Origin of the sequence: Cyanobium sp. Candia 9D4, assembly GCF_024346155.1 — a bacterium.
Classification (GTDB): domain Bacteria; phylum Cyanobacteriota; class Cyanobacteriia; order PCC-6307; family Cyanobiaceae; genus Cyanobium; species Cyanobium minutissimum.
On record NZ_JAGQCK010000002.1, the window covers coordinates 72,989 to 85,967 of the forward strand.

Annotated in this window: 14 protein-coding genes; all 14 read right to left on the minus strand. The window is 56.9% G+C overall.

The features are described from left to right. Positions 1-11: 11 nt before the first annotated feature. A complete protein-coding gene (locus KBZ08_RS04930; protein ID WP_254971821.1) occupies positions 12-758 on the minus strand; it encodes a class I SAM-dependent methyltransferase in 747 nt (248 codons plus the stop codon). Between the two features lie 30 nt (positions 759-788). Then, positions 789-1,724 (minus strand): NAD-dependent epimerase/dehydratase family protein, encoded by a 936-nt coding sequence (locus tag KBZ08_RS04935; protein WP_254971823.1) that lies wholly within the window; start codon positions 1,722-1,724, stop codon positions 789-791. Next, positions 1,721-2,737, minus strand: coding sequence for a glycosyltransferase family A protein (locus tag KBZ08_RS04940; RefSeq protein ID WP_106222040.1), 1,017 nt, complete (start codon positions 2,735-2,737; stop codon positions 1,721-1,723). The genes KBZ08_RS04935 and KBZ08_RS04940 overlap by 4 nt, the downstream gene beginning before the upstream one ends. Next, the gene (locus tag KBZ08_RS04945; RefSeq protein WP_106222042.1) at positions 2,738-3,616 is read right to left on the minus strand and encodes a class I SAM-dependent methyltransferase; all 879 of its coding nucleotides are present in this window, start codon (positions 3,614-3,616) and stop codon (positions 2,738-2,740) included. After that, on the minus strand, positions 3,613-4,353 hold the full coding sequence (locus KBZ08_RS04950) for an FkbM family methyltransferase (protein ID WP_254971827.1): 741 nt from the start codon (positions 4,351-4,353) through the stop codon (positions 3,613-3,615). The genes KBZ08_RS04945 and KBZ08_RS04950 overlap by 4 nt, the downstream gene beginning before the upstream one ends. Next, positions 4,310-5,176, minus strand: coding sequence for a glycosyltransferase family 2 protein (locus KBZ08_RS16585; protein ID WP_396122371.1), 867 nt, complete (start codon positions 5,174-5,176; stop codon positions 4,310-4,312). The genes KBZ08_RS04950 and KBZ08_RS16585 overlap by 44 nt, the downstream gene beginning before the upstream one ends. A gap of 843 nt (positions 5,177-6,019) precedes the next feature. Then, complete coding sequence (locus KBZ08_RS04955) at positions 6,020-7,252, minus strand: methyltransferase domain-containing protein (protein ID WP_254971830.1); 1,233 nt, start codon at positions 7,250-7,252, stop codon at positions 6,020-6,022. Further along, complete coding sequence (locus KBZ08_RS04960) at positions 7,218-8,051, minus strand: phytanoyl-CoA dioxygenase family protein (protein WP_106222050.1); 834 nt, start codon at positions 8,049-8,051, stop codon at positions 7,218-7,220. The genes KBZ08_RS04955 and KBZ08_RS04960 overlap by 35 nt, the downstream gene beginning before the upstream one ends. After that, a complete protein-coding gene (locus KBZ08_RS04965; RefSeq protein WP_254971831.1) occupies positions 8,042-8,764 on the minus strand; it encodes a WbqC family protein in 723 nt (240 codons plus the stop codon). Before KBZ08_RS04965 ends, KBZ08_RS04960 begins: the two co-directional genes overlap by 10 nt. Beyond that, a complete protein-coding gene (locus KBZ08_RS04970; RefSeq protein ID WP_254971832.1) occupies positions 8,761-9,261 on the minus strand; it encodes a GNAT family N-acetyltransferase in 501 nt (166 codons plus the stop codon). Before KBZ08_RS04970 ends, KBZ08_RS04965 begins: the two co-directional genes overlap by 4 nt. Then, on the minus strand, positions 9,258-10,004 hold the full coding sequence (locus KBZ08_RS04975) for a cephalosporin hydroxylase family protein (RefSeq protein ID WP_254971834.1): 747 nt from the start codon (positions 10,002-10,004) through the stop codon (positions 9,258-9,260). Before KBZ08_RS04975 ends, KBZ08_RS04970 begins: the two co-directional genes overlap by 4 nt. Positions 10,005-10,063: 59 nt before the next feature. After that, positions 10,064-11,188 carry a DegT/DnrJ/EryC1/StrS aminotransferase family protein gene (locus KBZ08_RS04980; protein ID WP_254971836.1) on the minus strand — a complete coding sequence of 375 codons (1,125 nt, stop codon included), beginning with the start codon at positions 11,186-11,188 and terminating at the stop codon, positions 10,064-10,066. A 3-nt stretch (positions 11,189-11,191) separates the two neighbouring features. After that, positions 11,192-12,433 carry a class I SAM-dependent methyltransferase gene (locus KBZ08_RS04985; protein ID WP_254971838.1) on the minus strand — a complete coding sequence of 414 codons (1,242 nt, stop codon included), beginning with the start codon at positions 12,431-12,433 and terminating at the stop codon, positions 11,192-11,194. Continuing rightward, positions 12,430-12,978: a dTDP-4-dehydrorhamnose 3,5-epimerase family protein gene (locus KBZ08_RS04990; protein ID WP_094584248.1), complete on the minus strand. Its 549-nt coding sequence runs from the start codon at positions 12,976-12,978 to the stop codon at positions 12,430-12,432. The genes KBZ08_RS04985 and KBZ08_RS04990 overlap by 4 nt, the downstream gene beginning before the upstream one ends. Between the last annotated feature and the right edge of the window lies 1 nt (position 12,979).

Sequence of the window (12,979 nt, forward strand, 5' to 3'; positions counted from 1 at the left end):
CTGGGGCGAACCTACGCCGCAGCGGGGGCAGCGGCGTAGAGCAGGGTCATGCCCGGCAGGCTGAGCCCGGAATGCACCGCCTTGAAGCGGCCGGGACAGGCGGCCAGGGACTCCTCAACGGCCTGACGGGGCCCGACGTTGTAGCCGGACTGGGGGGACTGGAGGAAGGTGTCATGGAGCAGCAGCACCGGGTCTGGGACCGCCGCCAGGATCCCGTCGATCTCCCGCCTGACGCTGGCGTGGCTGTGGTCGCCATCGAGGAAGAAGAGGGGGGAGGGGGGACGCCCCGCCCGCTCCCAGAGGCCGAGGGAGGTGGTCAGGCCGTCCCCCTGGTGCAGTTTCACCCCCGCCAGGCCCCGCACCATGGCGCCCCGCTGGGCGTGGGGATGCTCCACGTGGTCGACATCGTCGGGAAGGTCGCAGGAATGGATGGTGGTGCGGATATGGAAATACTGGGCGATTTCATGGAAGATCCGCGCCGATTTGCCGATGTTGGTGCCCCACTCGAAGATCAGGGAAGGCTGAAATCGGCAGACCGTCGCCGTCATCAGCATCAGTTCCTGAAGGGGGAAGGGATGGACGCCGACCACGGGAACCAGGGTGCGGGCCACAAACGCCGAAGTCACCCAGCCGTCCACCTCAAATTCCCCACAGGCAGGATTGCGGGAGGGGTTGGCGGTACTGAGGAAGGGATCCAGGGATGTCGAACGTTCGGCGGAGGACCCGCGAAGATCCAGCAGCCGAGTAAGGAGTCCCATGGTGGTGAATCGGGCGGGCAGGGGTTGTCCTCAGGTGGCAGAGGACATCGTCAACGCATGATCCCACATCTCTGCGAGGCCCTGCTGGAGAGATACATCCGGACGCCATCCGGAAGCCAGGCGAAGCTTGCCGGCATCGAGCACATTGGCCTCCACATCGAATCGCCGTGAAGGCAGATGACGCACCTGGATGGAGTGGCCGGCCGCCTTAGCCAAGGGGCGCAGCATCGCCATCACATCCAGATTGCTGGCACCGATTCCGGTGCCGAGGTTATAGATCTCACCATCGCCTCCGCAATCCAGGGCCGCCAGAATCCCACTGGCCACATCCGTGACGTGAATGTAATCACGGATGGTTCCCGCCTCCCCATAGATCTCGATCTCTCGATGCGAAAGGATGGCGTCGATGGCGGCGGCGAGGAAACCCTGCCCGGTCCGGGAACGCTGCTGGACGCCGTAGGCGTTGGCCGGCCTCACCACCACCACCGGCAGGTCGCGGGTGTGATGGAACATCAGGGCGTAATGGTCGATGGTCAGTTTGGTGATCCCGTAGGGGCTGATAGGGGCCGTCGGGTGGGATTCCGGAATGGGCAGGGTGCAGGGGGGGCCGTAGACCGTGCCTCCGGAGGACACGAGCAGCAGACGGCGGACCCCCGCGGCCATCGCCTCCTCCAGCAATCCGACGCTTCCCGGCAGGTTGGCGAGCAGATCGAAGACGGGGTCGCCGTAACTGGTCTTGGGAACGGTGGCGTAGGCCAGATCGATCACTTCACAGCCCGGCTCCAGGATCTCCCGCATCTGGGCCCGGTTGCCGAGGTCGGCACAGCGGTAGGTGCAGCGCAGGGCGGCCGTGTGGGCACCGGGGGGACGCCGTCCCACGACGGTCACCTCACGGCCGGAGGCGATCAGGGCCTGGCTGACGAGGGAGCCGATGAACCCGGCTCCGCCGATGACGATGGTCTTCATTGCGGACCCCTGAGCCGTTGCGCCAGGCGCCAGAGGCGCTTGGCCAGATTCCGGAATGGTCCCGCGGTATGCAGAAGTTCATAAGCGGGAGACGCTCGAACCATCCAGGCCCCTTTCATGGCCTGGACGCGGGCAACGGCGTCCTGGCGGAGAGGCACTTGTGCTGCACCGGTGGACAGGTTCTGGATGGCCAGAAGCAGAACCTCCTGCATGCGGCCGAAGTCGAGGGGGGGCTGCAACGAAGAAGCGTCGCCATGGGTGAGCGCAGCGATGGCCTGCACAGAGGAATCATCATTGGGCAAGCCTGCAACAGCAGCAATGTTCTCCGCGCAGATCGTGATCAGGCGACTGCGAAATGGGGACGGGCCGACTCGAGACATGCTGCCGGGAATCTCCCGGTAGACGAGCAGCACCTGTCCAACGTTAGCCACGGAACCGATCCGAGAAAGGCGTGACCACAACTCATAGTCTTCCGGGGGCTGCCGGGCTGGGTCCGTCGTGTAGCCGCCGACCTGCTGAAGCGCGGAACGTCGCAGGAGAACAGAGCTATGGACAAACGGATTGTTGAACAACAACTGATAGCGCAGGGTTGGCTCGTCAACAGGATGGCGGTGAAACCGTTCCACGAGACGATCCACCTCCATGATCTGAGCCCATGAACCGACCAAGACACAGTCATGATGAGCATCCATGTGTGCGACCTGCAAGGCCAGACGATCTGGATGGGAGAGATCATCTTGATCCTGTCGGGCCACGTAGGTGCCACGGGCCAGGGAAATACCGTGGTTCAGGGTGCGGGCAAGTCCCTGATTGGCCTGCCGGAGAAAGCGAATGCGCTGATCATCAAACTCCTCGAGGACAGAGGCCGACCCATCAACAGACCCATCGTCAATAACGATTAACTCAAAGTCGGTAAACGACTGAGAAAGGATGCTAGAGATGGCAGCATGCAGGTAAGGAAGACCGTTGAAAACGGGCAAGACGACGGAAACACGAGGAGGAGGAGAAGTCATCTAACCCCCATGATCCGCAGACGCTAGGTCTTTGGTAGCCTTGACATGCCAGCCATAACAGCAGTAATCACAAGATCCTCGATCAAGAGAAGAACACATCTGCAGGAATCTCAGAATAGCGAGCATCGCCAAGCGGATACGCCACGATTCCTGCACAAGGGAGTAGGCCTTGGCCATCTGTGGCAGCCGCCTTATTTCCTGGGCAAGATACTCAAAGTAGTTTCCATTCGGTGTCATCTCAACGCAGCGAAAACCAAGATCCTCCAGATGCCTGGAATACCAGTTACGTGAGAAGCCAGTTGAAAAGAAATAGGGCGAAAAGTGCGTAAAGCTGCAGAATGGAGCCGTCAGGAGAAGCAGCCCTCCAGGCCGCAAGATACGAGCAAGCTCCGTGATGGCCGCTATAGGGTCGGGCAGATGTTCCAGGACCTCAGTACATAACACGACATCAAAAGAATCATTAGGTGCCGGAATTTCCACGATATCGCAGACATAATCCGTGGAACCATAGGTCCAGCTTTCAACATGACCCCCCTGGCCATCGCCCTTGCCGTCATAGGCCGCATTGTCCTGTGAGACGTATTGAAGATGCGAGCAGAATCTGCGATACTTCTGCTCGCCAGAGCCAGCGTCCAGTAATCGCGACATCGGTGGAACATCAGCAAGAACCGATTGGACCCACTGGTCACGGTTAATGGAATTTGTAGTGCCGACAATCAGATAGGGATCCTGGAGACGACGGGAAACTGAGATCCACTGCCGGAAAGAAGTCTGGGATTCTTTCCTGAATTGATTGCAAGCATAAAACTGACGGTCAAGACACCGCTTGAGCTGGACAACAGGAGATAAAACACGCTTCAGAGAGCTGGGGGTTGTCATGGATCAACCCAGGTCGCGGCGTCGACGAGGACGCTATTAATGAATGTATTGGCAAACAACATGTAGCCGTGCTGGCACAGATAGTCTGTCACACCCAAAGGTCGTCTGGTAGTACGAACTGTGCTGTACTCCAGGTCCTCCACACATAGGAGGGGAGGGCGAAAGCGTGTCATATCCCAGCTTGACAACACGTCAAGATCACCGCCCTCGACATCAATGCAAAGCAACTCAGGAACACCATTCAACTCAAATAGATGATCGAGGCAAATCGGCTCCACAGATATTTCCTCTACAACCGCAGCCCCTGGAGTCTTCAAGGCTCGTTTCAAAGCTTCGGGATCAAAAGTGCTGAGAGTCGAGGGCTCAAGCACATAGAAGGTCAGCGGATCCAGTCCCGCCGAAATGACGTTGGTCAGCACCTTATCGCGGGGGCGCGCAGCGGCGAACTCCTGGGCCAAAAAAGGGATCGGCTCAACACAGATACCAGCCGCACCTCTCTCATAAAAGAGATAGGAGTTGCTGTAATGAAAAGGATGATTGGCCCCAACGTCAAAGTAGCTTTGAATATCAATGCCACACTGACGCGCAACAAAATCAATAATTAAGTCTTCGCCACACTGGGAATAGCTTTCTCGTGCGTAAGGCGCAGAAGCAGTAGGAGTTGAAACTGTCTGGAGAGGATTCTGGCGATACTCAGGAATGATTGATTGCAAACGACGTCGTATTGCGCCAAGCATACAAGAACTTAGGCAAGAGCTTGATCCTTTGGAAGATCGAAAGCCGTGAAGCGCACAAGATTAGCACAATGCCATGCATAAGCCACGGCATAGGGTCGTAGTGCCTAGCCGTCGATCCAGCTGCACCCTTGATGGGGCGCACCAACTCATCAATACCGTAAGTCGCCAGGCACTCAGGCAGGAAATGAGATCTATAATTCAACAGGCTAGACATTATAAATGCAACGTCCATCCAGTCAAAGGAGAGGTTAAGCTCATTCCACTTACTGAGACTGGATCTCAGCAGGAGATCACGCCTATACATTCCATAAAAGTAGGAAGAGATCGGGACCTCCAGATATCGACATACATTCTCATAGCATGAACTACTGAACTGAACTTTCGGGAATGCGTGGGGGACCTCGGTAACCTCTGTAACATAGTTGTGGACTACGAAACCCCACCCGAGATAGTCCAGGCCCGGGAAATTGTCAAGGCATTCTAGACTTCTGGCAATCAGGCCTGGATCAAGTACATCATCATCTGCAAGCCACAGAAAGTGATCAGCCGAAGACTCAGCCACTAAGCTGAGAAAGTTATGTGTAGGGCCCAAGACCTTCTCTCGCTTTATATAGCGCATACACGGTATGCGGCTTCGCCACTCAAGATAGATATCTCGGGACTCCAGACCGTCAGAGTTATCCCCGATAAGCACCTCATCTGGTAAACACGTCTGACTTGCTATAGAGGCCAGCGCACGTCTCAACAGGATCGGCCGGTTTCGAGTGGGTATGCCAATGCAGATTGTCAAGAGTCGTTCGCCCTCACATGCCAATGATCCCACATCATATCAAAGGCATAAAATCGAGAGAGCTTAGAGTTTTGTTGTGACATAGGCGGCCAAGATCTCACGCGAGTGATGACATTCAAAGGTATCTATCGCAGAGGTGTACGAGAAGAACGACAAGGCTACGGTACTACCAGCAGCATCATTAGCCTTTCCATGAATAGTGGGGAACAACCATTTGAATATCCTGGCGTGAAACAGGAAGGGGAGGCCGCTCGGCATGCAGCATGCATTGGCAGGACACAAAAGTTACGTAGAGAGGTTAATGAGTAAGGCCAAGGCGAAGTATCAATGCTCCTGTAAGCGCTCACCACAACACTATCACTGACGCGGATAGGATCTGCTGCCAATAGGAGGGCGCAGGAGCCTGATTAAGGAAGGGCATGTAGCAGAAGAAAAATCCGGACAGAAACGAGTTTGATATTGTTCAGACAGCCTATTCTTCTCGTGAAAAGGCCAGGGATGAAGTGAGAATCAGAAAGAGTCGTAACCGAGGTCGTGCTGAAGACCAACCAAAAGAGAGGGATAGCAAACCAAAAGGCAGGCAAGCACCACAGATACCTAGTGCAGAGCTAGGGATAACGGGGACAAGAATGCGGTGCAGCAGTCGACTAGCGTGCATCTCGGTAATCGCAGATAGAAAATAGGGACACCATTGGCGAATTGTCATCACCTGAACCGGGAATGGAATACATGCATACGGGATTCGAGCCAGGATCAAGCAAACGCACTAATACACACGATGGAGAAAGATCCCAATTGCAATGAGTGTAAACCCTCAGGATCTCGGTTGGTCGAGATGTCTAAGCATGCATTAGCCCCTCGGCGCTGGGTTAGCGATTACACGCCTTGATCATGGGAGGACGTAGGACTAAGTTCTGCATCTGTCAAATAGCAGATGGTTGCGCCTGGCGGCATCCAGATATTGGCATCCGCGAGGATGGCTCTGGCATGGAGTGGATTCAAGCCAGGATAGATCCTACGAATCAAGTCAGGGCAATCCTCAGGCGCAAGGACAGCAACACCTAGGTAGTCCTGGCCTTGGAGATACTTGTTTCGATCCAGAAAACAGAGCGGTTTCTGATGAAGCCGAGAGGTGATCAATGCACCGTAAAAGCCAGCACCATAAATCGCTGTCGGTACATGTGCCTCAACGTGCTGATCAGCGTCAAGGGAACCCAGAGCCTTCGACCAGAAAGCCAGAGCATCAATGGCTTGAGTGATGTCTGAACCAATATCAGTCTGTGGACCACCACTGGACGAGGCAGAAACCACCGCCCGCTCCGCAATGACAACGTAGGCACCACGGAACAGCTCACGGGAGAGCGTATGCGCGACAAGACCAGCAAGCTCACATGTCCTCATCAGGCTCGAGGACGTGAAATGGTTGACATGATCCACCACCAGAAAGTCACCCGTGTTGCTCAGAGGATCGGGAACCGTGAAAAACACCTTGCCACCAGGAGCCAACAATTCAGCAAGACACTTCAGTGTTCCGATGGGATCGACAACATGCTCAAGCACAAAATGGGCCGTGACGAGGTCGAAGCGACCTTGCCAGTCTGCAGGAAGACGATGGGTTACCTGTTCGGTCGCGGGGACCCAACCCTGCCAGAAGCCAACGTAATCATCACTGACATCAAAGATGGAGGGACGCAGATCAGGCCTTGACTCCAGGAAGGTCCGCAGAGTTGTTCCCTTTGCGGCACCAAAATCGAGTACCCGTGCGTTCAGGGGCAGACCAATGGCCGCCAGCATCTCGGCTTGCCGCTGTGTACGAAAGACAGGCTGGCCATCACGGACCTCATAGAGTTGGTCGTGTTGATCCGATTGCAGCGAGATACGATACTGCGTATCATAGAATTCTTGGATCTTTGGCAAGTCTGGAGATTGCCCATGCCCACAGTTTCGACAGATATGGGTCTGGGTGGGAATCGCAAGATGTGTGGAGATAGAAGTAATCGCTGGCGCAGCAGCAGAGTAGTCAGGGGGCGAGAGAGTTGCGCCACAAATACGACACCGGATCATCATATTGCTTTCAGATCGCGACTTCTGCTTGATCAAGAATAGCACGGAAGTCTTGACCACCTGCAAAGGAGCCCTTCCAGCTGATCTTCACACCCAACGGATTCACAAAGTTGAAGTAACGGAATTGGATCGACCAGCGAGGATAGGCGTCGACATTCTCTCCAGACTGATGCAGTGTGAGAAAGTCCATCAGCAGCAGGTCTCCGGGCTCTGTAAGTGGAGATTGATGCTGGTACTTTGCCAGCCGCTCCGCCTCCCCGACAAGGCGAAGGGCATAGGCCCCCTGCTGAGCAGAATCCAATGCTGTTTGGACGGGAACGATGCCTTCACGATGGGATCCGACACAGACCTCTACGGGGCCAAGCGATGGTCGGATCGAGACAAGGGGTGTCCAATAGACAATGCCATCAAGGCTGCGCAACTGGGCAGGAAACTCCTGATGCCATGGAGCACGGAAGGTGGCCTCACCGGGACAATCGATGCGGATGCCATAGCCGCCAGCAGCCAGTCCGGGTATGGATCCTGAGCGAAGCTCACGAAACAAGCATGAATTCCGCATATCACTGACAAGCTGCATGAACTCCGGGATCTGCTTTACCGCGTCATACACTTCTCCCCCGTAGGCACGATCACGCCGAATCAGGGCCATGAACCCCTCAGTCATGGCGAGATCAGCAGTCTGCGTGGGGGCTTCAACCTGATACTTGATACACAAGAGTTCAATAATGGCTCTGATTCCTTCAAGGATCGGGGCGACTTGAGTTGATTGATCGTAGAAGCCCTTGAGGAGCAGAATTCCGCTATCCCGAAAAGCGTCTCTCTCCAGGTCCGTGACTAACGACATTCCAATCTCCTTAGATGCTCTCTCCAACCGACAGTGGCTGGGCGTAGATGCTGCAAGGCAATCGAGGGATCAACGGAGGAATAGAGGTCGAGATTGGCAACGTAAGGTGTAAAGAAGGCATCACCTTGATCCCACGGAACTGGATCATAAACCATATACTCCACGCCAATGGACGCAGCCTCAAAAGCCTTATGGCAAAGGTAAGCAGCGGCTCCATGAGCCGTAACGTAACGGGTTCCTCCAACCGCCTGCACCAAGCTGAGCACACGGTTCCAGGAGGTACCTTCCACACCCATGGCTGAGGACCTCATCCTCCTGGCTGGCAAAACTCCCCAACGCTCGGCGGGCATCTCAGCGCTGGCAATCAGCCGACCAACCATGGAACTGGAGACCATCGCCTCATCGAACAACTTGAGGGCCTGCTGCCGATAGGGTCGGGCCCGCAAGCTCTGTGACAACAGGGCGCGATGGGCCAGAAACAACTCCTCCCCCGGCAGCCCCAGATCCATGATCCGTGGAAACGATGCGCCACGCACCAAAGGGATTGTCATCCACTTGGTCGTCTGACCATATCTGACCTGCACTCGATTCGTAAATGAGCCCTTGGAGAACTGAGCATCATCCAGCCAGATCAGAACATCCGCCAAAGCCATCTGGGCCATGAAGCCGACCCAGGGGAAATACATCGGCTGACTGATGACAACCGTAGTCATCGTGCCTCCAGAAGAGACTCCATCATCGTGACATCATGATAATGAATACCATCAAAATAATGCTGCTTGAGATGGCCAACCATCCGATACCCAATCGAGGCGTAAAGGTGTAAGGCGATCTGATTATCCGACCTCACCTGCAGCATCAGCTTGCGAAGGCCCAAATGGACTCTCGACTCTTCCGCCAAGGCCACCATGGCGCGGCGGCCCCAGCCAGATCCTTGCCAACGGGGATGCAGGGCAATGCCCACCCAGGCGTACCGATCCAGACCATGGAGGTCAGTCAATTGCACAAAGCCCGCGGTGCTACGGCCATCCAGCTCGATCACCCGAAACCAGCCCATGGTTTCTCTTCGGCTGACCCAGGCCTGGACATCGACCGTCGCCTCAGGGTCAGGATGGGCCAGAAGTCGATGCTGCAAGGGGATGTCCGTGCGCAGCTCCCTGAGGACCTCTTCATCGGCGTGGGGGATATACCGACGCAATTGAAGGGTCATGATCGGCAGCGCAAGTAGCCACCGGGGGATGAGGAAAGGACGAGCTTTCCATTCAGGACCGGATCCGGCTCGAAGCGATCCTGCTCCTGCAGGTAGTCCCGTAAGGCCGACAGAGGTTCGTCTCCCTTGTACCAGATCTTGGAGCGCTTCTTCGGCGCCTGGTCCTCCTCCACATGGCCCACCAAGGTATCGGCAACCACCAGATAGCATCCCTTGGTCACCAACGGTCCATAGGCGCGGCACTCCTCAAGAACATGCTGGCGGCTGTGGTCACTGTCGAGAACCACCATCACGCTGGCCCCTTCAGGGATCAGACGACGGACCTGCTCAAGGGTTGGGATGTCAACCGAGCCCCCCTCGACCAGATCCACCCTGTGGGCCAATGGGTGGCTCTGAATCGCCTCGCGATTGTGCGGTCGAATGTCGATATCCACTCCGATGACCCTGCCATTGCCAAGAATCTCCAGGATTGAGGCCATGAACAGGACCGATCCACCCCTGGCGACTCCGGTCTCGATAATGATGTCGGGCTTGCTGTTCCAGATCACTTCCTGTGTGGCGAGGACATCGGCTGGCATCTGGATGATCGGGACACCCATCCACGTCCAGAGATAGGAGTAGTCGTAACGATCAAGTTCGGTGATCAGCGCAAGCGAATGGGAGAACGCCTCATGATCCTGTCCTAAAGCCAGGCAGTTTTGCTCTCTGGACTGCTCAAACTGCTGTCGGTCATCAGTCGTCATGGGGTCAGGATCGGTGATAAGGAGGACAAAGATGCAGAACAGGCGATTGGCGGATACCCCTATCCCGTCAGGTGCTGTTGCACGAGTTGATGAATACGCTCTGCGTCCTGCTGGGAAAAACCAGAGTAACTGGGCAGATTGATACTTCTCATATGAATTGTCTCGGAAAGAAAAGGCTGGGAAGAGGCCTTTCGCCCAGGAACAGACGTGGAACTTAGTGGCCAGAAAAAGACACGACCATCAATTCCATGCTCCTGAAACTGCTTCAGCAGTTGATCCCGGTCGAAGGCCACCGAATGGTCAACAACCATGGTCGGCATCCAATAACCATTGACCACGTGGGGCGGCTCCGGGTTCATCTTGACAGGGAGAGATGAAAAGAGCTTGTGGTAGCGGGAGAAAGTCTGACGCTTCTCATTGATGAGTTCATCAATTCGCTCCAGTTGCGCGCAACCTATGGCAGCCTGGATGTTGCTCATCTTGTACTTGAATCCCACCCGCTCAGGCCAGAACTGCCTGGGTTCACCTTTGGCACGGCCATGGTTGGACAAGGTGAGCACCTGTTCGTAGAGGTGACTGTCGTTGGTGACGAACATGCCACCTTCCCCGGTGGTCAGCGTCTTGGTGCCATGGAAGGAAAAAACACCGAAACGGCCCAGGCTTCCTGCCCTCCTGCCATGCCACTGGGAGCCAATCGCTTCAGCGGCATCTTCGATCACAGGGATGCCATAGCGCTCACCGATCTCCAGAAGACGATCCATTGCGCAGAGGTTGCCATACAGGTGAACCGCCACAATCGCCTTGGTTCTTGCCGTAATCCCCGCTTCCACCTGATCTGGGTCAAGGCACCAGGTATCGGGAAGAATGTCGACGAAGACCGGCTGGGCCCCCAGATGGACGATGGGCGCGGCCGTGGCCACCCAGTTGGTGTCCGCCATGATGACTTCGTCTCCAGGGCCGATCCCAAGGGCGTGCAAGCCCATGTGCAGCGCCCCCGTACAGCTGCTCGTAGCAAGGGCATGGCCGACGCCGAGGTGCTGACGAAAAGCCTCTTCAAAACGGACGATGTAGTCGTAGCAATGCTCACCCCAACCATTGCGGGCCGCATCCGTGGCGTAGGCCACCTCCAGCTCCGTGATCGACGGCCTTGTGTAGGGAATTCTGGGTAGGGAGAAGTCGTCCATGACTCAGATGGCCGAGAGGATGGGAATCGCCACCTTCACGGGTACGTCGATCCTGCCTCTGAGCTGGGCCTTCACTTCGCCCGCCAGGTTCCATGGAAGCACAAGGAGCTCATCAGGCTGCCGCTCCAGAAGATCATTAACATTAATGATGGGAATGTGGCTTCCTGGCAGCCATTTTCCAATCTTGCTCGGGGCTAGATCGGCCACCGCTTCCAGAAGGTCGCTGCGGATCCCGGCGAAATTCAGCAGGGTATTTCCCTTGGCCGCGGCACCATAGGCAAGCACCCGCTTGCCGGACCGGCGGGCAGCCAGCAGATACTCCATCAGCGCAAACTTGGCTTCCAAGGCGCGCTTCTGGCAGCGGTCGTAAGCGTCCAAGGACGTGAGCCCGGCTGTGGACTCCTCCGCAAGGACCCCCTCCACAGCCTGCCGTTCCTGCGGGGTCTGGGCAGCAGCCGCAGGATCTCCGCTACGGGCAAGCCATACCCTCAGGCTGCCGCCATGGGTGGTGATCTGCTCGGCGTCGAGCACCATCAGCCCGGCATCCTCCGCCATTCGCTGCAGAGTCGTGAGGCTCAGGTAACTGTAATGCTCGTGATAAATCGTGTCGAACTGGTTGCCGTCAAGCAATCGCAACAAGTGGGGAAACTCCACAGAGGCCACACCAGAGGGCTTGAGGACACGGCAGATGGCCGCGAGAAAATCATTGATATCTGGGACATGCGCGAGGACGTTGTTGGCGACCAACAGATCGGCCCGGAAACCCTGGGAAACCAGCTCGGCAGCAAAATCACCACCGAAGAATCGTTCGTGCGTGTCGATGCCCTTGCTCCTCGCGGCCTCCGCCGTGGCATGGGTAGGCTCGATACCGAGGCAGGGAATCCCTTGCGCCTTCACATACTGGAGCAGATAGCCGTCGTTGCTGGCCACCTCCACCACCAGACTGCTGGACCCCAGTGAAAGACGATCGACGGCCGCGTTGACGAACCGTTCCGCATGCTGACACCAGGTGATGGACGTGCTGGAAAAGTAGGCGTAATCTGCTGTGAACAATGCGTCAGCTGGTGCATGCATGGGCAGCTGCACGAGCCAGCAGTTCGAGCACACATACACCCTCAGGGGAAAAGTGACTTCCGGCAGACTCAGCTTGGCCTCGCACAGATAGGCATTGCTGGGCGGCTGATGGCCGAGGTCAATGACTTCATGCTCCAGTGGAGTCCCGCAATGTCGGCAGTGGTGGGTCACGGCAGGCTCTCCAGCAGGGGCAGCGACCGGTCACGCTCACTCAAGTCCCTGGGCTGCATCGGCCAGTCGATGCCGAGCTGGGGATCGTCCCATCGCACACCGGTCTCCTCCGAAGGGCGATAGGGAGCCCCGTGAAGGTAAAGCAAGGTGCTGTCAGGCTCCAGCACCTGAAACCCATGGGCACAGCCCGTAGGGATCAGCAGTGAGTTCCCGGCTTCGGCGCTGAGGTCCACCGCCACCCAGTGGCCACGCGTCGCGGAGCCCGGCCGCAGGTCAACGGCCACGTCCCAGACACGCCCCACCACGCAGGTGACCAATCGGACCTCCGGAGGCGCCCCCCGTTGGAGATGCAGGCCTCGCAGCGTTCCGGGGCTTGGGTTGTGGCTGAGATTCACCTGCTCGATCGGCCGATCCCCTCCCCAGAGCTGGCTCCAGTCCTCTCGCCGGAAGACATTCAGGAAGCGGCCACGGTGATCGCCATGCGGCCGGCGGCTGATCTCCACCACACCCTCAAGGGCCGTGGCGCGGTGGCTGGTCTCAGCCATC

Coding starts and splice junctions, on each gene's coding strand:
- KBZ08_RS04940 (WP_106222040.1), bottom strand. CDS start 2,737: ATGACTTCTCCTCCTCCTCGTGTTTCCGTCGTCTTGCCCGTTTTCAAC.
- KBZ08_RS04950 (WP_254971827.1), bottom strand. CDS start 4,353: ATGCTTGGCGCAATACGACGTCGTTTGCAATCAATCATTCCTGAGTAT.
- KBZ08_RS04960 (WP_106222050.1), bottom strand. CDS start 8,051: ATGTCGTTAGTCACGGACCTGGAGAGAGACGCTTTTCGGGATAGCGGA.
- KBZ08_RS04990 (WP_094584248.1), bottom strand. CDS start 12,978: ATGGCTGAGACCAGCCACCGCGCCACGGCCCTTGAGGGTGTGGTGGAG.
- KBZ08_RS04965 (WP_254971831.1), bottom strand. CDS start 8,764: ATGACTACGGTTGTCATCAGTCAGCCGATGTATTTCCCCTGGGTCGGC.
- KBZ08_RS04945 (WP_106222042.1), bottom strand. CDS start 3,616: ATGACAACCCCCAGCTCTCTGAAGCGTGTTTTATCTCCTGTTGTCCAG.
- KBZ08_RS04980 (WP_254971836.1), bottom strand. CDS start 11,188: ATGGACGACTTCTCCCTACCCAGAATTCCCTACACAAGGCCGTCGATC.
- KBZ08_RS04930 (WP_254971821.1), bottom strand. CDS start 758: ATGGGACTCCTTACTCGGCTGCTGGATCTTCGCGGGTCCTCCGCCGAA.
- KBZ08_RS04975 (WP_254971834.1), bottom strand. CDS start 10,004: ATGACGACTGATGACCGACAGCAGTTTGAGCAGTCCAGAGAGCAAAAC.
- KBZ08_RS04970 (WP_254971832.1), bottom strand. CDS start 9,261: ATGACCCTTCAATTGCGTCGGTATATCCCCCACGCCGATGAAGAGGTC.
- KBZ08_RS04935 (WP_254971823.1), bottom strand. CDS start 1,724: ATGAAGACCATCGTCATCGGCGGAGCCGGGTTCATCGGCTCCCTCGTC.